17 protein-coding genes, 1 rRNA gene and 1 other RNA gene are annotated in these 18,319 nt (G+C 46.0%); 18 read left to right on the top strand and 1 reads right to left on the bottom strand.

All coding sequences use genetic code 11. The features are described from left to right. The first annotated feature begins 1 nt into the window (after window position 1). Complete coding sequence (gene argS / locus AC58UX_RS20270; RefSeq protein ID WP_497255999.1) at window positions 2–1,675, top strand: arginine--tRNA ligase; 1,674 nt, start codon at window positions 2–4, stop codon at window positions 1,673–1,675. An 89-nt stretch (window positions 1,676–1,764) separates the two neighbouring features. Here argS and AC58UX_RS20265 read toward each other — a convergent pair whose 3' ends face one another. After that, window positions 1,765–2,931, bottom strand: coding sequence for a S8 family peptidase (locus tag AC58UX_RS20265; protein ID WP_497255997.1), 1,167 nt, complete (start codon window positions 2,929–2,931; stop codon window positions 1,765–1,767). A gap of 488 nt (window positions 2,932–3,419) precedes the next feature. On the opposite strand from AC58UX_RS20265, the gene rpoE reads away from it, so the two are divergent. The 17 genes from rpoE to AC58UX_RS20180 all read left to right on the top strand — a co-directional run. Further along, the gene (gene rpoE / locus AC58UX_RS20260) at window positions 3,420–4,001 is read left to right on the top strand and encodes a DNA-directed RNA polymerase subunit delta (protein ID WP_497255995.1); all 582 of its coding nucleotides are present in this window, start codon (window positions 3,420–3,422) and stop codon (window positions 3,999–4,001) included. 384 nt (window positions 4,002–4,385) lie between these two features. Continuing rightward, window positions 4,386–5,987 (top strand): CTP synthase, encoded by a 1,602-nt coding sequence (gene pyrG, locus AC58UX_RS20255; protein ID WP_497255993.1) that lies wholly within the window; start codon window positions 4,386–4,388, stop codon window positions 5,985–5,987. A gap of 160 nt (window positions 5,988–6,147) precedes the next feature. Beyond that, the gene (locus AC58UX_RS20250; protein WP_497246057.1) at window positions 6,148–6,540 is read left to right on the top strand and encodes a response regulator; all 393 of its coding nucleotides are present in this window, start codon (window positions 6,148–6,150) and stop codon (window positions 6,538–6,540) included. A gap of 134 nt (window positions 6,541–6,674) precedes the next feature. After that, window positions 6,675–7,529, top strand: coding sequence for a class II fructose-1,6-bisphosphate aldolase (gene fba / locus AC58UX_RS20245; RefSeq protein ID WP_497255991.1), 855 nt, complete (start codon window positions 6,675–6,677; stop codon window positions 7,527–7,529). 234 nt (window positions 7,530–7,763) lie between these two features. Continuing rightward, window positions 7,764–9,023 (top strand): UDP-N-acetylglucosamine 1-carboxyvinyltransferase, encoded by a 1,260-nt coding sequence (gene murA / locus AC58UX_RS20240; protein WP_497256584.1) that lies wholly within the window; start codon window positions 7,764–7,766, stop codon window positions 9,021–9,023. A 62-nt stretch (window positions 9,024–9,085) separates the two neighbouring features. Beyond that, on the top strand, window positions 9,086–10,384 hold the full coding sequence (gene rho / locus AC58UX_RS20235) for a transcription termination factor Rho (RefSeq protein ID WP_497255989.1): 1,299 nt from the start codon (window positions 9,086–9,088) through the stop codon (window positions 10,382–10,384). Window positions 10,385–10,410: 26 nt separating this feature from the next. Then, window positions 10,411–11,685: a radical SAM family protein gene (locus tag AC58UX_RS20230; protein WP_497255987.1), complete on the top strand. Its 1,275-nt coding sequence runs from the start codon at window positions 10,411–10,413 to the stop codon at window positions 11,683–11,685. A 129-nt stretch (window positions 11,686–11,814) separates the two neighbouring features. Next, window positions 11,815–12,012, top strand: coding sequence for a 50S ribosomal protein L31 (gene rpmE / locus AC58UX_RS20225; protein ID WP_028555047.1), 198 nt, complete (start codon window positions 11,815–11,817; stop codon window positions 12,010–12,012). A gap of 91 nt (window positions 12,013–12,103) precedes the next feature. Then, on the top strand, window positions 12,104–12,511 hold the full coding sequence (locus AC58UX_RS20220; protein ID WP_497255985.1) for a hypothetical protein: 408 nt from the start codon (window positions 12,104–12,106) through the stop codon (window positions 12,509–12,511). A 94-nt stretch (window positions 12,512–12,605) separates the two neighbouring features. Next, window positions 12,606–12,869: signal recognition particle sRNA large type (gene ffs, locus AC58UX_RS20215), an RNA gene on the top strand. Window positions 12,870–13,042: 173 nt separating this feature from the next. Continuing rightward, a complete protein-coding gene (locus AC58UX_RS20210) occupies window positions 13,043–14,479 on the top strand; it encodes an ATP-binding protein (RefSeq protein ID WP_497255983.1) in 1,437 nt (478 codons plus the stop codon). A gap of 78 nt (window positions 14,480–14,557) precedes the next feature. After that, complete coding sequence (gene dnaX / locus AC58UX_RS20205; RefSeq protein WP_497255981.1) at window positions 14,558–16,303, top strand: DNA polymerase III subunit gamma/tau; 1,746 nt, start codon at window positions 14,558–14,560, stop codon at window positions 16,301–16,303. A 20-nt stretch (window positions 16,304–16,323) separates the two neighbouring features. Next, window positions 16,324–16,635, top strand: coding sequence for a YbaB/EbfC family nucleoid-associated protein (locus AC58UX_RS20200; RefSeq protein WP_497255979.1), 312 nt, complete (start codon window positions 16,324–16,326; stop codon window positions 16,633–16,635). 45 nt (window positions 16,636–16,680) lie between these two features. After that, window positions 16,681–17,277, top strand: coding sequence for a recombination mediator RecR (gene recR / locus AC58UX_RS20195; RefSeq protein ID WP_497255977.1), 597 nt, complete (start codon window positions 16,681–16,683; stop codon window positions 17,275–17,277). Window positions 17,278–17,408: 131 nt separating this feature from the next. After that, window positions 17,409–17,693, top strand: a complete 285-nt coding sequence (locus AC58UX_RS20190; protein WP_497255975.1) for a DUF2508 family protein — start codon at window positions 17,409–17,411, stop codon at window positions 17,691–17,693. A 3-nt stretch (window positions 17,694–17,696) separates the two neighbouring features. After that, on the top strand, window positions 17,697–17,966 hold the full coding sequence (locus AC58UX_RS20185; protein ID WP_497255973.1) for a pro-sigmaK processing inhibitor BofA family protein: 270 nt from the start codon (window positions 17,697–17,699) through the stop codon (window positions 17,964–17,966). Window positions 17,967–18,257: 291 nt separating this feature from the next. Next, window positions 18,258–18,319, top strand: a 16S ribosomal RNA gene (locus tag AC58UX_RS20180); the annotation flags it as partial.

Genomic DNA, 18,319 nt, shown 5'->3' with positions numbered 1-18,319 from the left:
AATGGACGTTCTTAACGAAGTAAAAGCGAAAGTAAAGCAAGCGATTAAAGAAGCTGTCATTGCGGCAGGTATTGTCGAAGAAGCACAGCTGCCCGAAATTATTCTTGAAATCCCGAAAGAGAAGACGCACGGCGATTTCGCGACAAATGTAGCGATGCAGCTGACGCGTATTGCGAAAGTGAATCCGAGACAGATTGCAGAGAAAATCATTGCCAACCTGAACAAGGAAGCAGCTAGTATTTCAGGAGCGGAAATTGCGGGCCCAGGCTTTATTAATTTTAAAATGGACCCTGTCTACCTCTATCCGGTTATTGCTAATGTGGCGAAGCTTGGTGATCGTTACGGGGAATCGAACGTTGGTCAAGGTCTTAAAGTGCAAGTGGAGTTCGTTAGCGCGAATCCAACGGGTTCCCTGCATTTGGGGCATGCGCGTGGCGCAGCAGTCGGAGATGTCCTCTGTAACGTACTAGATCTAGCAGGCTATGATGTATCTCGCGAGTACTATATCAATGATGCCGGTAATCAGGTTGTTAACTTGGCCAAGTCCATTGAAGCACGCTACCTGCAAGCGCTTGGTCAAGAAGCGGAAATGCCAGAGGATGGCTATTTTGGTGAAGATATCAAAGGCTTTGCAACCGATTTGGCAGCTGCAGAAGGCGATCGTTTACTGAGCTTGCCTGATGAGGAGCGCCGTGCTTTCTTCCGTACCTATGGACTGGAAAAAGAGCTCGACAAAATCAAACGCGACCTAGGCCGCTTTGGTGTACATTTCGACAATTGGTTCTCCGAGACGTCGATCTATGACAATAACCTGATCCCGCCTGTCCTTCAAGAGCTTCGGGATAACGGGCATATCTATGAAGAAGAGGGCGCGACTTGGTTGAACACGACACCGCTTGGGGATGACAAGAATCGTGTGTTAATCAAAAATGACGGCTCCTTCACGTACCTCACGCCAGATATCGCGTACCACCGTAACAAATTTGGACGCGGCTATGACCGCTTGATTAATATTTGGGGCGCCGATCACCATGGCTACATCCCGCGGATGAAAGCAGCGATGACGGCACTTGGTTTTGAAGCAGACCGTCTAGTCGTGCTGATTGCTCAAATGGTGAGCTTATTCCAGAATGGCGAAAAGGTGAAAATGTCCAAACGTACTGGCAAAGCCGTTACGATGGAGGACTTGATGGACGAAGTCGGCGTAGATCCGATTCGTTACTTCTTCGCGATGCGCAGCATGGACTCGCATCTGGACTTCGATATGGACTTGGCGGTTTCCCAGTCCAATGAGAATCCCGTGTTCTATGTGCAGTACGCCCATGCACGGATTTGCAGCATCTTCCGCCAAGCGGAAGAGCAAGGGGTACAAGTGCTTCCGCTGGAACAGGTTGACCTGTCCCAGCTTACTTCGGAAGCCGAGTTCGACTTGCTGCGCAAGATCGGTGAGCTTCCGGAGGAGATCGCCATTGCGGCTGAGCAGTACACGCCGCACCGCATGATCCGCTATGTCTACGAACTGGCAAGCCAGTTCCATAGCTACTACAGAGGCCACTACGTCATCACAGATGACGCAGCCTTAACCCAAGCGCGCCTCGCCCTGCTCGGCGCGTTGCGCACGACCCTAGCCAACACGCTTCGCGTCGTTGGCGTATCCGCCCCTGAGCGGATGTAATACCCGCTCAGCACCGAATAAGCTCCCCCAGACGCAGTGTCTGGGGGAGCTTATTTACTTTCCGGGCGCAGGGTGGACCCTTGCGCCAGTCACTCCTGCCCCGCGGCTCGGATCGCGCGGTGGGCATTCAATTGCCCCGGCTGCCAGCGGGCGTTCGCGCGCTTGTTCAGGGGGAACGCGCAGCGGCGCAGCGCGCTCTTGATTTGCGCCGGCGTCATGGATCGCAGCGAAAGCATTAAAGCGATAACACCGCTTACATGTGCTGTGGCCATTGAAGTGCCGCTGAGTTCATTATATTTGCCGCCTAGCCAAGCGGAATACACGCGCTCGCCAGGTGCGTAGATGTCGATTTGGGCTCCGCGATTGCTGAAGGGAGCAATCCGACCGGTCCGCGTTGTCGCGCCAACGGAAACAACCTGGGAGAATCGGGCGGGGTAATCGACCGTTTTCTTTCTGCCGTCATTGCCGGAGGAAGCGACGATCACCTTCCCTCTGTAGTAAGCGTTAAGCACCGCCTGCTCCAACGTAGGATTGTACGTCTTCATGCCGAAGCTCATATTAATAATATCGAGGTCGTTTTGTACGCACCAGTCGATACCCGCAATGATGTCGGACACATAGGCGCTTCCATTCTGATCAAATGCTTTTACGGGATGAATAATCGCTCGGGGCGCTACACCAACAAGGCCGGAGTTGCGGCCTGACGCCGCGATCGTACCCGCAATGTGCGTGCCATGTCCGTTATCATCGTGGGGCATCAGTCTGCGATTTAATAAATTGATGCCTTGCGAAATCGAGTTTCTTAAATCAGGATGCTTGAAGTCGATGCCGGTATCAATGACGCCGATGTGAATATTAAGCCCGACGGATTTGCTCCATATCTCAGGAGCACCGATTTGATCAACCCCCCATGGAATGGTGCGCGTACGTGAATTGGATAAGATGCTAGCTCGTTTTGGAACGGTTTTTCGACCTCTGACTTTATTTATAAGTAATTTCGTATCTGCTTCGATACGAGTGGTGCTGGAAAAGCTTCTAAGTTTGGTATCAGGTGACAGTGTGCAGGAAAAAGCGTGAATAATGTCTAGAGGCTGGACTCTGGAAAGGATGGGGAATTCAGACGTCCTTTGCAGGAGCTCTGATTTGCAGGCGAAGTAGTCCGTGTCTGAAATGAAATGGATGAGATGCTTTTTAGCTGGCTGTCTCGTGATACCCAGATCTTCATGAAGCAGATGAAGAAAGGTGGCTGTATCCATCGTGCCATCCCCCCGTTACAACATATGATCATATCTCCCCTATCCTATGTACATGTCATCGCACTTGACCGTGTCATCGCCTTTATAGAAATAAATGGGTGCAAAGCCGTGTCAGATGCTTAGGTTCTACATAGGATACATAGAGAGGCGCGGGCAGGAGTGTCTCTTTCTCAGGTAGCGGAAACGTCATCTGTTCATCAGGGGCGGTTCCTTTGGGTACAGTCGCAGGCGAAGGGGGACCTTCGCTTGTATTCCATTTCTTGGGGTGTTTTAACGTCTACATAGTTGTTTATTGTGAGATATAGATTTCAGATGTTTTACATACGAATTCGGCTATATTTTTGGATAAACGCATCCGTCCAAGCCGGCCGGAATAGACGTTTATTTCAGGGTAGTTGCAATTTTAGAAAAAATAGGTTTTACTTAATGAAGATATTGGTTATGGTAGATAACGTAGTCAAGAAATGATCGAAAAGGATGTGCCTTAGATGAGCAGCGAATACACACTCAAAATCACCACAGAGCAAGCACGCGAAATGCCCATGGTGGATTTGGCGTTCGAATTGCTGAAGTCGGCGAATACGCCGTTTTATTATCGTGAACTTATGGCTGAAATTGCTAAAATAAAAGGGCTTTCTGAAGATAATGTCATGAATGTAATTGCCCAACTATATACGGAGATCAACATCGATGGTCGTTTTGCTTGTGTAGGTACGAACCTATGGGGCTTGAAGCGTTGGTACCCAGTTGAGAAGTCCGACGATGCGGTTGGAAATGCGAAGCGTCCTAGAATTATCAATGACGAAGATGATGATCTGGATGAAGACGTCTACGCGGAAGAAGAAGATACATACGCAGAAGAAGACGATTACGATGCATTTGGTACTGAAACCGAAGAGGAAGAAGAAGCGGAAGAGGATACTGAATTCTTCGAGGACGAAGAAATTGAAGAGGATCTCGGTGAAGCGGGTCTTGAAGAAGGCGAAGACGACGCTGAGGACGAAGAAGATGATTTGGATTCCGATGAGGATGAAGAAGATGATTTGGATGACGACGAAGACGACAAATAACTTGTCTTGACAGTCACTACGCGTTCAGAGTAAACTATTGCATGGGCTTTAAAAGAATCTTAACAATTCGCGCATGCGTTCAAAAAGTGCCCCGTCACTACGGGTGTCACTTTTTTTTGTTTTTTTGCGCTTTTTTTTTGTAATTTGTTCATGAAAACACTTATTTAGCAGAAGCTAATGCTAACACACCTTTGTTCTGGCGACACCCAAGAGCTTGCGTATTTTGAAGCCAGTTTTCTAACGAAAACTTTTAGCTCATGCTTATGAAGTCAGTTTGATATGAAAGCCAATCACAAGCTTTTCAAGCACCTTATCACCATCATTTTCAGGTTCAAGCTTACGAAGTCGTGTTTACTACTATAACTTTTTTAGGAGGCGTACATAGTGACAAAATACATTTTCGTTACGGGGGGCGTAGTTTCATCCCTTGGCAAAGGAATTACCGCAGCTTCCTTAGGAAGACTGCTCAAGAACAGAGGCTTGAAAGTTACGATTCAGAAGTTCGATCCTTACATTAACGTGGACCCAGGAACAATGAGTCCTTACCAGCACGGTGAAGTTTTTGTTACGGACGATGGTGCAGAGACGGATTTGGATTTAGGTCATTATGAGCGTTTTATCGACATTAACTTGTCCAAGAGCTCGAACGTGACTTCCGGTAAAGTGTACTCCTCGGTTATTACGAAAGAGCGTCGCGGCGAGTATTTGGGTGGTACGGTTCAAGTTATCCCTCACATCACGAATGAAATTAAAGAGCGTGTAATTCGCGCAGGTCGTGAAGCTGGTTCTGATGTAGTTATCACAGAGATCGGCGGTACAGTAGGGGATATCGAGAGCTTGCCGTTCCTTGAAGCAATTCGTCAAATGAAAAATGATATCGGCCGCGAGAATGTCATGTACATTCACGTTACGCTGATTCCTTATATCAAAGCAGCTGGAGAAGTCAAAACAAAACCAACGCAGCATAGCGTTAAAGAATTACGCGGCTTAGGAATTCAACCGCATGTGATTGTATGTCGTACTGAGCACTCGTTGACAGAAGATATGAAGCGTAAGCTTGCTTTGTTCTGTGATATCGATCCAGCAGCTGTGATTGAATGTAAAGATGCTGAGACTTTGTATGAAGTGCCGATGATGCTTCGCGAACAAGGGTTGGACGATTATGTCGTCAATCACTTGAAGCTTCAAACGAATCAGCCGGATATGACAGAATGGGAAAGTCTCGTTCGCAAGGTGAAATCCTTGACGAAGAAAACCGAGATCGCCATCGTAGGGAAGTACGTTGCTCTACACGATGCGTACCTGAGTATTGTTGAAGCACTAGGACATGCTGGTATCGATAATGATTCCGAGATTGATATCCGTTGGGTCAATGCAGAAGATATTTACGACCATAACGTGCATTCGCTTCTTTCTGGCGTGCAAGGGATTCTTGTGCCAGGTGGATTCGGTGATCGCGGGATTGAAGGGAAAGTCGCGGCTATTCGCTATGCGCGTGAAAAAGAGATTCCTTTCTTCGGTATTTGCTTGGGTATGCAGGTTGCTGTTATTGAATACGCACGTTCTGTTTGTGGTTTGGATGGCGCGAATAGCTCCGAGATTAATCCAACGACGGCGTATCCAGTTATCGATCTATTGCCAGAGCAAAAGGATATCGAAAATCTTGGCGGTACGATGCGTCTAGGTCTATACCCTTGTAAGCTGGTTCCAGGATCATTGGCTGCTACGACATATAACGATGAACTTGTTTACGAGAGACATCGTCACCGGTATGAGTTCAATAACGAATACCGTGAATTGATTGAATCCGCTGGCTTGCGTATTTCAGGGACTTCCCCTGATGGTCGCCTAGTTGAGATGGTTGAGCTTCCAGGTCACCCGTGGTTCTTGGCTGTACAATTCCACCCGGAATTTACATCCCGTCCGAACCGTCCTCAGCCGCTTTTCCGTGAATTCGTGAAGGCTGCGCAAACGATCGCTCGCTAAAATTCACGTTAATTTGAGGAGTTTTTCCTCCTCATAATCAACTTTTATGTAAAACTTTTCAAAAAGCTTCTCTCCTCGGAAGGAAAACGAAAATGAATAGCGAATACCTTTTCTAATAGGATTGGAACTTGTTATTCGTTTTCGGGAGGGGACTTGGCTGATGAAGAAAAAAGTGTTAGTAGTGGATGATCAAAATGGAATTCGCGTGCTCCTCATGGAAGTGTTTAGTAACGAAGGTTACGACACCTATCAAGCTTCCAATGGTAAGTTGGCCTTGGATATCGTAAGAAATGTTTCACCGGACCTCATACTGCTAGACATGAAAATTCCAGGTATGGACGGACTTGATATTTTGAAACATGTGAAAGAAATTGATGTTTCGATCAAAGTGATCATGATGACGGCATACGGTGAACTGGATATGATCAAAGAAGCGACGGATTTAGGTGCGATTATGCATTTTACGAAGCCATTTGATATTGATGAGCTCCGTCTGGCTGTTAATATGCAATTGAATAATGAATCAAGCAGTGGTTTCGCTGTGGGATCCTAGTTATAGGGTCTTTTTTTGTTTTTGGAAAAGTAAAGGGCTTGGTTATCATTTGAAAAGTTATGTGCTATAATAACTCAGGTATGACAGAGAGCGGTATGCGCATCTACTAAAGAGGTTCTAGGAGGAAGAGAAACATGGCACTGGTTTCAATGAATGAATTTTTACCTAAGGCAAAAGCAGGGAAATACGCAGTAGGACAATTTAACATGAACAATCTTGAGTTCGCTCAAGCAATTGTTGAAGCGGCAATCGAACTGAAATCCCCGTTCATTTATGGTGTTAGCGAAGGCGCACTAAAATATATGGGTATCGAGTTTACGGTAGCTATTGCAGAAGCAGCAGCTAAGAAGTCCGGTCTTCCAATCGCGTTGCACTTGGACCACGGTAGTTCCTTTGAAGTAGCAATGAAATGTATCCGTGCAGGATTCAGCTCCGTTATGTTCGATGGTTCCCACTATTCTTTCGAAGAAAACATTCGTTTGACGAAAGAAGTTGTTAAAGCTGCTCGTGCAATGGGCGTTTCCGTTGAGGGTGAGCTTGGAACAATTGGTGGCGTTGAGGATGATATCTCCGTTGATGAAGAGCACGCTAACCTAGCTAAACCAGAAGAAGCAATTCGCTTCTACGAAGAAACAGGCGTTGATTGCTTGGCAATCGCAGTAGGTACAGCTCACGGTATGTACGCTGGCGAACCAAACATTCACTTTGATATTATTGAAGCAGTTTCCAAAGCGATCCCAGTTCCAGTTGTATTGCATGGCGGATCCGGTGTACCTGACGAAATGATTCGTAAATCCATCGCAGCAGGCGTTGGTAAAATCAACGTTAACACAGAGAATCAAGTAGCATGTACAGATAGCATTCGTGCAGCTCTGAACAAAGATGCTAAAATTTACGATCCTCGCAAATACCTTACCCCAGCTCGCAGCGCTATGATCGAAGTAGTAAAATCCAAAATTCAATTGTTCGGAAGCAGCAACCAAGCTTAATTACAAATTGAATAGACAAGCTAGGAAATGCTGTAATGCACAGAGGGATAGACGACGATTGTCGTCACCCGTCTGTGTCATTACGGGCGTTTCCTTCTTCTGTTTGTTTAAAACTAATTTACTTTTATATATTTACTTCTTTTTTTGTGGGTTTTCGTCGAATGTTTGTGGAACATGTAGGATTTTTTGATTGATCGTTAGTGAGAAGGCACCTGGTTTAGGGGGAAAAGTATGTTGGAGAAATTAATGGTTGTAGGTGGACGTCCACTTAGGGGGACTGTTCAAATTAGTGGAGCAAAAAATAGCGCAATTGCACTTATTCCTGCGGCAGTACTTGCAGAAACACCAGTAACGTTGGATAACCTTCCGCATCTAAGCGATGTGGCTATATATACAGAAATATTGACTGACTTAGGCGCAACAATTGATTGGAACGAAGATCGGATGACGATTGACCCAAGTCAAATGAAGTCTCTTGCAATGCCGAATGGCAAAGTGAAGAAGCTGCGTGCCTCCTATTATTTAATGGGTGCTCTTTTGGGCAGATTTGGGGAAGCGACAATTGGACTTCCAGGCGGATGTAATTTTGAGCCGCGTCCGATTGACTTGCATATTAAAGGTTTTGAAGCTTTAGGTGCCGTGGTTAGCAACGAGAACGGAGCGCTTCATATCCGTGCGAAGGAACTGCGCGGGGCTAAGATTTATTTGGACATGGCAAGTGTTGGCGCAACGATCAATATCATGTTGGCGGCTTCACGTGCTAAAGGATTAACGATTATTGAAAATGCGGCGAAAGAGCCTGAAATTATAGATGTGGCAACACTTTTGAATTCGATGGGTGCGAAAATTAAAGGAGCCGGAACAGATACGATTCGTATTGAAGGGGTTTCTGAACTTCATGGCTGCCGTCATTCCATTATCCCGGACCGCATTCAAGCGGGGACGTACATGATTGCAGCAGCAGCGACGCGCGGCGATGTGACGGTAGATAATGTGATTCCTAAGCATTTGGAGGCACTTACGGCGAAACTGCAAGAGATGGGTGTTCATGTTTATGAAATGGACGAATCCATCCGTATTGTCGGTCAGCCGATCTACGAAAGTGTTGACGTGAAAGCATTAATTTACCCTGGGTTTGCAACGGATTTACAATCTCCTATGTCTAGCCTGCTTTGCCAAGCTAAAGGTGTTAGTGTATTGACAGATCATGTGTATAGCAATCGATTTAAGCATATTCCAGAGCTTGTACGCATGGGTGCTAAGATAAGAGTTGAAGGACGTTCGGCCATTATTGAAGGCTCGCAGCTGAGTTCAGCTAAAGTAAGAGCGACAGATTTGCGCGCGGGAGCGGCTTTGGTCATTGCGGGCCTCAGCGTCATGACGGGCGGAGTTACTGAAGTGTCAGGTGTGGAGTTCATTGATCGCGGCTATGAGAATTTAGTTTTTAATCTATCTTCTCTAGGTGCCGAAGTTTGGCGTGAGACTGAGGAATAAAGTACCAAACAACAGGCAATGCTAGAATCCAATTGAAAATTTAATAGTTTGGTGGTTGAAACATGAGCATGCAGCTTGCTGAGCTTGAAGTACTCAAGCTTACTGAATTATATAAACTAGCTAAGAAACATCAGATTCCCTATTACGGTACGCTGAAGAAAAAAGAACTCATTTTTGCCATTTTACGTGCACAAGCAGCAGAGAGCGGATTTTTGTTCATGCAAGGTGTTCTGGAAATTTTGCAGGAAGGGTTTGGGTTCTTGCGCCCAATCAACTACCTTCCTAGCTCGGAGGATATCTATATTTCAGCCTCGCAAATTCGGAAGTTTGATTTGCGCTCAGGCGATATTGTATCCGGTAAGTGTCGTCCGCCGAAGGAAAATGAACGCTACTACGGATTGCTTCAAGTTGAAGCGGTTAATGGTGAGAAGCCGGAGACAGCTTCGGAGCGCTTGCATTTCCCTGCGTTGACACCGCTATACCCGGATACTCGGATTACTCTAGAGACTGAGCCGAACAAGATTTCCATGCGGATCATGGACTTGCTTGCGCCTGTAGGTCTCGGCCAACGTGGACTTGTCGTGGCACCGCCAAAGGCAGGTAAAACGTTGCTGCTCAAAGAAATTGCGAACAGTATTTCCACGAATTATCCCGAGATTGAACTATTCGTACTCTTGATCGACGAGCGTCCGGAAGAGGTTACCGATATGCAGCGCTCTGTCAAAGGTGAAGTTGTAGCTTCAACATTTGACGAGCTTCCTGAGAATCATATTAAAGTTGCAGAACTTGTCTTAGAACGCGCTATGCGTCTAGTTGAACATAAGAAAGATGTCGTTATCCTATTGGATAGTATTACTCGATTAGCTAGAGCGTACAACCTCGTCGTTCCGCCTTCAGGCCGGACGTTGTCCGGTGGTGTTGACCCCGCTGCATTCCATCGTCCTAAGCGTTTTTTCGGAGCTGCTCGTAACATTGAAGAGGGCGGCAGTTTAACCATTCTTGCTACAGCACTCGTTGAAACAGGTTCGCGTATGGATGACGTCATTTATGAAGAATTTAAAGGTACAGGTAATTTAGAACTTCATCTTGATCGTAAAATGGCCGAACGCCGTATCTTCCCTGCAATCGATATTCGTCGTTCAGGGACTCGCCGCGAGGAAGCGTTGCTCAGCAAAGACGAGCTCGAGAAAGTATGGGCGCTTCGCAAAGGCATGAATGATTCCCATGAATATACCGAAGCGTTTATTAAAAAGCTGGCGGATACGAAGACGAATCAAGAGTTTTTGGACTCGATGGCATCCCCAACTACCGGAGCGCCATCAGGACAGAATAAAGGTAAAGTCAAAAACTCGGCATCTTAAGCTTTAGTACAAAGAGGAGTACCGTTATGAACTTGGTTTATTCAGATTCACAAGGCAATGTATTTGATCATCCTGATTATTTGGCCCTAGGTCGCAATGCAGAAATGATCACTGAAATATTAGATGAAGAACTGATCCCTTTGCCGGAGGGGGCTACACTTGTTAGCCTCCCCTTCACGCGTCCAGTCGGCATTGATGCTGCCACGGGTGAGATGAAGCTGGTGCAGGGTGACTATCACGCTGTGGGAGCGCTGCTCCCGCAAGGCTTCACAAGACTTCTTCTCCCGGGGTATGTGAAATCGGATAAAACGAAGGCACTGCCTTTGTTCGGTTACACAGCTGTGGTGTGGAAAGACGACGGATTCTATGTGGCTGCGCGGCTGACGGACAATCCGTACTTCTGGAATCCGATCCACTGTGACCCGGATGAACTTGAAGTGGAAGTTAAGCGATTAGTCGCCAAATATCCCGAGAATCGCTTATATGCGCATCTATCGAATTGTGCGCTTGGCTACGAATGTTTAACAGCTTCCAATACGTTCTTGCAGCGCTGGGAAGGAGCTGTCCCTGTTTCGTACTCCTGTAACGCAGGATGCTTCGGGTGCATCTCAGAGCAGCCAGACGAGAGCGGCTTTGTTGCTCCGCAAACACGGATGAACTTCAAACCGAAAGTCGAAGAGCTAACCGAGATTATGTTAGAGCATCTGCGGACGCCAGAGAGCATCATCTCCTTTGGACAAGGCTGTGAAGGGGAACCGAGCACGCAGGCTGTTCTCATTATTGAAGCTATCAAACGTGTGCGCGAGCAAACGAAGATGGGCTACATTAATATCAACACCAATGCGGGCCTTACGGACCATATCCGCGGCATTGTCGATGCTGGACTTGATCTGATGCGCGTAAGTACGATCAGCGCTTTGGATGATCACTACAACGCGTACTACAAGCCAAGAGCTTACACGCTTAAAAACGTGGAAAAATCGCTTCGTTATGCAACAGACAAAGGTGTCATCACATCGATCAATTATCTTGTGTTCCCAGGTGTTACCGATCGGGAAGAAGAAATTGAAGCGATGATTGAATTTGTACGCAGAACGGGATTAAAATTAATTCAATTGCGCAACCTGAATATTGATCCCGAGAGCTATTTAAACATTATTCCTAAGGCTCAGGGAGAGCTGCTAGGCATGAAGCAAATGATCGAGATTTTCGAGCAAGAATTGCCAGATGTTGTTCTTGGATCCTATTCCCACACGCCAAAATTTTACACGAGTGATCGTACGCTCACGAACGTGTTATAAGCGAGCGCGGTGGAAGGAATCTCCGAATGATTTTACATTGCATCGTGACTTATGAGTGTGCTACAATGCTAAAGTACGTCCATTAACTCTGTTTCAGCAAATGATTCAGGGCGGAAAGAGGTGAACCAAATGAAAGCAGGAATTCATCCTACTTATCATGCAACCACAGTAACTTGCGCTTGTGGTAATGTGTTCGAAACGGGTTCAATCAAAGCAAATCTTCGTGTTGAGATCTGCTCCAATTGCCATCCTTTCTACACTGGTAAACAAAAGTTTATCGATGTAGGCGGCCGTGTCGACAAGTTCAAAAAGAAATACGGAATCTAATTGGCATCATTTGCTTGATCGCCAATCAGCATAAGACATCCTCCCTTGGTCATCCTAAGCTTAGGCTTAGAGTCCAATGGGAGGTGTTTTTATGTTCAAGCTTGTTAAGCTTACAGGTGCGGCTTTCCTTATAGCGAGTTTAGTTGGCTGTGGCATGTGGACGGGCAACAACAAGAAAACGAATGACAACTCTACGTATAAAGTTCAGAATTATAAGCAAGACGGTATGTTGGGCATCACGAGTGTAAATCCGAATAACCCGTTGAATCCGACGTACCATCATTACGAGGATGATTCGAATCTCATGAAGGCTGTGCTTGCTCAGCTGCCGGGTATTGAGAAGTCGAACATTGCGATCAATGGAACGACGGTCAATGTCCGCATTAACCCGAATGATGCATTGACAGCATCCCAAGTCGAAGAGCTGCGATCACAAGCGCAAATGGCTTTGGAAACGAACATGCCAAGATATAAAATACAAGTAAGAATGGTAAATTAATCAGAGAGACTTTAGCTAACGTTAAAGATCTCTATATATGTTAGTTTTTCCCCTCAGGTTGCTATTTGGCAGTGAATCAGCTATACTATTTTTACTGTGCTAGACGGGGAGGTAGCGGTGCCCTGTAACTCGCAATCCGCTGTAGCGAGGTTGAATTCCTGTTAGCGGTACTGTGATGTGAGGTCTGGCTTTTACACGTGGTGTTGAGAGTCGGGTCCTTCGCAATGGATGCTCATGAACCCGGTCAGGTCCGGAAGGAAGCAGCCGTAAGTGAGATTTTCCATGTGCCGAGGGGTTGCCTGATTTGAGCTAACGATAAGAGTTCGCTTGTATCACTTTATCAATAACAGGTGCACGGTGTAATCATACCGTTTATGTAAGCACACATAACCAAAACGCCAGCAAGCAGGGCGTTTTTTCTTTTGCATTTTGCAGGAAAAAAATGACTTTAAAGAGAATCTTTATACATACAAACAATACTGATGCTGATCGAAGAAAAGTTCCATTAGAGATAGTGAAGGAGCTGTGGACATGCCCATTCATTCGCCTCAGATGTACTCGGTATCGATAGACGAAATACGGAAATTGTTCACGCATAGCCTGCAAGCAGGCATGTTGATGGTAGATGAGGATGAAAATCTGCTTCTGGCCACGGATCAGTTCTTGAAAGCTTCCGGTTATTCAGCGGATGAAATTATCGGTATGCCATTCCCTCATTTATTTAAAGTGAGGGCTTCTTTGCGTGAGCTGTACGAGTTTCATTTTAAGAATGAACAAGATGTTGGTGAGTGGCCCCATGGTTTTGTAATGGGTAAGCATGGTGAAATGAGCTACTTCCAATTCTCGCTCCTGCGGCTTAATCACGGGGATAAATTTATATATCTATTGTCATTAAAAAATAAAGAGGAAGGCCAAGCCTTAAACCTGCTGCAGCGTTTTTCAGATGCTTTTCTCAAAGATATCAACCTAGGAGTTTTGTTAATTGATATTGATTATCGACTTGCCGATATCAGCGACCGGGCCTGTCAAATGCTAGCAATGGAGAAAGAGCTTATCCTCAATAAGTCGCTGGATGAAATTTTTTCCACGGTCCCTAGCCAGCATCAACTCGTACAGAGAACAATTCTACACGGCGCGATTGTTCGCAATCATGCCGTTTCCTGGACGAATAATGAAGAACGTTTTGATTTGCTGCTCGATTCTAGTGTATTGAAGGACAGCCAGGGGACGATCGTGGGGGCTTACGTCATTTTCAAAGATGTTACGAATATGCGCTCACTGGAACAGATGGTTTGGCGAAGCGATCGTCTTGCGATGATTGGGCAAATTGCTGCAGGCACAGCGCATGAAATCCGCAATCCCTTAACATCTATCAAAGGCTTCTTACAGATGATGCGACGCACCTTCGGTGATCGGGGGATGGAGAAGGAACAGAGTTTTACCGATGTGATGTTGGGGGAGATTGATCGAATTAATGCGTTGGTAAATGAGTTTCTGCTGCTGAGTAAACCGAAGCATGTCGCCTATGATCGCATTCATATTCCGGAGGTTATGCAGGGCATCGTGCCAATCATTCATAACGAGGCGCTGCTCTATAACGTTCAACTTCACTATGAAGCTTCTTCCCATCTTCCTGAAGTGATTGCGGATAAGGAGCTCTTGAAGCAAGTATTCTTGAATGTATGCAAAAATGGAATTGAAGCTATGCAGGTCGGAGGGGTACTAACCATTTCGGAGCGTGTAGACACGAATGGGCGTAATGTGTGTGTGGATATTCATGACACAGGCTCAGGAATTCCGATGTTTGTTATTGATAAAATATTCGATCCCTTCTTTACGACGAAGGATACCGGCACTGGACTCGGGCTCTCCGTCTGCCAACGCATCATTCATGATATGGGCGGGACGATTCGCGTAGCCTCCAAAGGCTTCGGAACAACATTCACGATTACGATTCCCTATACATGATCCTCTATTTCATCCCTTGAAGCGTTATAGTATAATGGATACAGTCAATCCATGCAGGGATTATTGGAGAGGAACACTATGGCACACATTGCTTTGTATCGTACGTGGAGGTCGCAAACGTTTCGTGATGTTGTCGGACAAAGACATATTACACAAACACTGCAGAACTCTTTGCGTGAAAATCGCCTAACCCATGCTTATTTGTTTAACGGACCCCGTGGAACGGGGAAAACAAGTACAGCCAAAATATTAGCCAAAGCCATCAACTGCCTAAACGGACCCTCTGAAGAGCCGTGTAATCAATGCTCTGCCTGTGAGCGTATCACAGAAGGCGCGGTCATGGACGTTGTAGAAATCGATGCGGCTTCCAACCGCGGTGTAGAAGAAATTCGTGATATCCGCGATAAAGTCAAATATGCACCGACCGAAGTCAGGCAAAAAGTGTACATTATCGATGAGGTTCATATGCTGACGACGGAAGCGTTCAATGCTTTATTGAAGACGCTGGAAGAGCCGCCGGCGCACGTGATGTTTATTTTGGCGACAACGGAGCCTCATAAAATTCCCGCAACGATTATTTCCCGCTGTCAACGTTTTGACTTTCGTCGTGTCTCCATGGAGGATGAAGTGGGGCGTTTGCAGTATGTTTGTGATCAAGAGCGAATTGCGATTAATAAGGAAGCTCTTCACTATATAGCTAGATTATCCGATGGCGGGATGCGGGATGCGTTAAGTCTGCTGGATCAGGCGGCGTCTTTTGCTTCAGGGGAAATTCAGCTCGCTGATATTTTGTCGATCACAGGCGGCATAGCTTCGGATCAATTTAAGAAACTGGTTACGTATATCAAGGAACAAAATCTGGGGGCAGCCCTAGAATTAATTGATACCTTCATGCAAGAGGGGAAAAGCGCAGACAAGTGTATTGAAAATTTGATTCACTATTTCCGCGATTTGCTGATGGTGCGCATGGTACCGAATTCACCCGTGATCTCTGAGCGCGTATTTGATATGGCGGAGCTGAAAGAAATTGCGAGTCACTTCACGCCTAGTGAAATGATGAGTATGATTGAAACGCTGAACCACTATCAGAGTGAGATGAAATACTCGGTACAGCCGCAAACGTTACTTGAAATTTCGATTATGAAAATAAGTGGCAGCCAACGCGTAGATGAATCCGGCTCTGTTGCGCGTTCAGTAGAGGGAAGCAGCGGGCGTCCTCCGCAAGGGGATCTTATCGCTCAAATGAGCCAAAGAATGAAACAACTTGAAGATCAGCTAGCACAACTGGTAAAATCGGGAGTGACAGTTGCTTCTGGCGAGAGCGCGAAGCAAGCGCCTGCGGCGAAAGTGGCGGTTGCCTCGGCACCATCTAAGAAATCGGGGCTTAAGCTGGGTCCTTATTTGAAAGCCTCCGAGGGTCCAGAGACGAAGACCGCGCTTCTAAAGTGGAGTCAAGTATTAGGTGATGTCAAAGAGAAGAAAATTACCGTTCATGCTTGGTTTGTCAATGGTGATCTGGTAGCGATGCTAGATGATGTTGTACTCGTTGCATTTAAGAATGAGATGCATCGCAATACGACGGAGAAGCCAGAGAATAAAGTGATTATTGAACAAGTTCTTTCTTCTGTGTTTGGAAAACCGATGCGTTTGTTAACCGTAATGCGTAAGGAATGGGATGATGCGAAGAGTGAGTCGACGCAAGCCCCTCCTGAAGAGATGGAATTAGTGGCAGAGGATGGTCGCGGAAACGTGATCAAAGAAGAATGGATATCTGAAGCCATCCAATTGTTCGGTGAAGACCTAGTAACAATCAAAGAAGACTAACTATAAGGGAGCGATCTATAATGAATAACATGAACCAAATGATGAAGCAAGTGAAGAAAATGCAAGAGCAAATGATGAAGGCGCAAGAAGAGCTAGGCACGAAAATGATCGAAGGAACAGCAGGCGGCGGTGTCGTTACGTGTATCATTAACGGCCACAAGAAAGTACAAAGCATCACAATCAAGCCGGAAGCAGTTGATCCTGAGGATGTTGAAATGCTGCAAGACCTCGTGTTGACAGCTGTGAATGACGCAATGGCGAAAGCGGAAGAAATCGCTAACAAAGATATGGGCAAATTCACAGGCGGTATGAATATCCCAGGATTGTTCTAAGATAACCAAGCACCAACGATTCTGTACGATGAAGGAGTACTTCCTTTGCATTACCCCGAACCGATAGCGAAGTTAATCGATGCCTTCTCCCGATTGCCGGGAGTAGGTCCCAAGACAGCGGGTCGCTTAGCCTTTCACGTTCTTCGAATGAAAGAAGAAGACGTGATTGACTTTGCCAAATCGCTGGTGAACGTCAAGCGGAACCTGCATTATTGCTCCGTCTGCTGCAATATTACCGATGTGGATCCTTGTCGGATTTGTCAGGATAAAAGTCGTGATAATTCCGTCATCTGTGTCGTGCAGGAGCCGAAGGACTTGGTCGCCTTAGAGCGAACCAAAGAATTTGAAGGCTATTATCATGTACTTCATGGCGCGATATCCCCGATGGAAGGGATTGGACCTGATCAAATTCATATCGCAGAATTGCTCAAACGTTTGGGTGACGAAACGGTACAGGAATTAATTCTGGCCACCAATCCTAATATTGAGGGCGAAGCCACGGCGATGTACTTATCTCGGCTTATTAAGCCCTTTGGGCTACGTGTCACTCGTATTGCCCATGGTCTGCCGGTAGGCGGCGATTTGGAGTATGCGGATGAGGTAACCTTGTCCAAGGCGATGGAAGGCCGCAGGGAATTATAAAAGCATACATTGTAGGGAGAGCTGCAGAGCTCTCTTTTTTTTGCCCAAAAAGAGCGGTTGAAGTTCTGAAATTTCCATAATCCCCATATGTATGAATCAACCCTTTTGTGGGAGGAATGGAGGTTTGCCCAATGAAACCGGCTCTATTAGGCATGCGTGGATTTAAGAGTCCACGAGAGAAGACGATGAAGGAAGAACTAAAAAAGGACAAGATCCTATTGATTCAAGAGATACGAAATGCGCATCAGACCTGGGTGGCTGCCCAAGCTCACTTTGACTTCGCAGTGGACAAGGATCAGATTGACTATACCATCTATGCAATGGAAGCAGCTGAGAAGAGATTTGAGATGCTTATTAAACAAGCCAAAAGGCTAGGTATCAGCATGATTGACAGCGATCGATTAATGGAGGTGTAGAACGTGATACTCAAATATGCCATTTGGGGGGTGCTGATACTCTCCTCTCTCATGTTGGTGTTGATTGTATTCCGCAGCCGCAGTGCTGGCAGATTGGTGGCATCGCTAGGTTTGAATGTGGTCGTTGCTGCTTTTCTGTTATACATACTGAATCTATTAAGTGCCTATACACATATAGAGCTGCCTATTAATACGGCAACTTTAGGGACAGCTACTATATTAGGGATCCCGGGTGTAATCCTGCTTGTTGGTGTGAAATTGGCTTTGCTCTAATTGTAAAAATAATACATCGACAATTGGGTTGACTCGGTTGCGGCATCTGTGTTATCTTATAAAAGTTGCCGCTGAGACATGCGGAATAACAAAAGTAACTTGAGAAAAACAAGTTGCAAAACAAAAGTAACTATGGTATATTGGACTTCCTGCTTTTGAAAGATAGCAGATAGGACAAGCCGATTGATCTTTGAAAACTGAACAACGAGTGAGTAAGCAAATCGGTTGAGCAATCAACCATTAATGAGATTATTAATCTCGCTAGCATCAAAATGAGCAAGTCATCTTTCTATTATGGAGAGTTTGATCCTGGCTCAGGACGAACGCTGGCGGCGTGCCTAATACATGCAAGT

It is taken from the genome of Paenibacillus sp. J22P90 (assembly GCF_059692195.1).
Note: the sequence above shows the minus strand (reverse complement) of the source record. Positions and strands in the feature narration are given on the sequence as shown.

What these genes read in the sequence shown, in the direction of transcription:
- argS (WP_497255999.1), top strand. Translation starts at nt 2, where the DNA reads ATGGACGTTCTTAACGAAGTAAAAGCGAAAGTAAAGCAAGCGATTAAA.
- AC58UX_RS20265 (WP_497255997.1), bottom strand. Translation starts at nt 2,931, where the DNA reads ATGGATACAGCCACCTTTCTTCATCTGCTTCATGAAGATCTGGGTATC.
- rpoE (WP_497255995.1), top strand. Translation starts at nt 3,420, where the DNA reads ATGAGCAGCGAATACACACTCAAAATCACCACAGAGCAAGCACGCGAA.
- AC58UX_RS20250 (WP_497246057.1), top strand. Translation starts at nt 6,148, where the DNA reads ATGAAGAAAAAAGTGTTAGTAGTGGATGATCAAAATGGAATTCGCGTG.
- fba (WP_497255991.1), top strand. Translation starts at nt 6,675, where the DNA reads ATGGCACTGGTTTCAATGAATGAATTTTTACCTAAGGCAAAAGCAGGG.
- rho (WP_497255989.1), top strand. Translation starts at nt 9,086, where the DNA reads ATGAGCATGCAGCTTGCTGAGCTTGAAGTACTCAAGCTTACTGAATTA.
- AC58UX_RS20230 (WP_497255987.1), top strand. Translation starts at nt 10,411, where the DNA reads ATGAACTTGGTTTATTCAGATTCACAAGGCAATGTATTTGATCATCCT.
- rpmE (WP_028555047.1), top strand. Translation starts at nt 11,815, where the DNA reads ATGAAAGCAGGAATTCATCCTACTTATCATGCAACCACAGTAACTTGC.
- AC58UX_RS20220 (WP_497255985.1), top strand. Translation starts at nt 12,104, where the DNA reads ATGTTCAAGCTTGTTAAGCTTACAGGTGCGGCTTTCCTTATAGCGAGT.
- AC58UX_RS20210 (WP_497255983.1), top strand. Translation starts at nt 13,043, where the DNA reads ATGCCCATTCATTCGCCTCAGATGTACTCGGTATCGATAGACGAAATA.
- dnaX (WP_497255981.1), top strand. Translation starts at nt 14,558, where the DNA reads ATGGCACACATTGCTTTGTATCGTACGTGGAGGTCGCAAACGTTTCGT.
- AC58UX_RS20200 (WP_497255979.1), top strand. Translation starts at nt 16,324, where the DNA reads ATGAATAACATGAACCAAATGATGAAGCAAGTGAAGAAAATGCAAGAG.
- AC58UX_RS20190 (WP_497255975.1), top strand. Translation starts at nt 17,409, where the DNA reads ATGAAACCGGCTCTATTAGGCATGCGTGGATTTAAGAGTCCACGAGAG.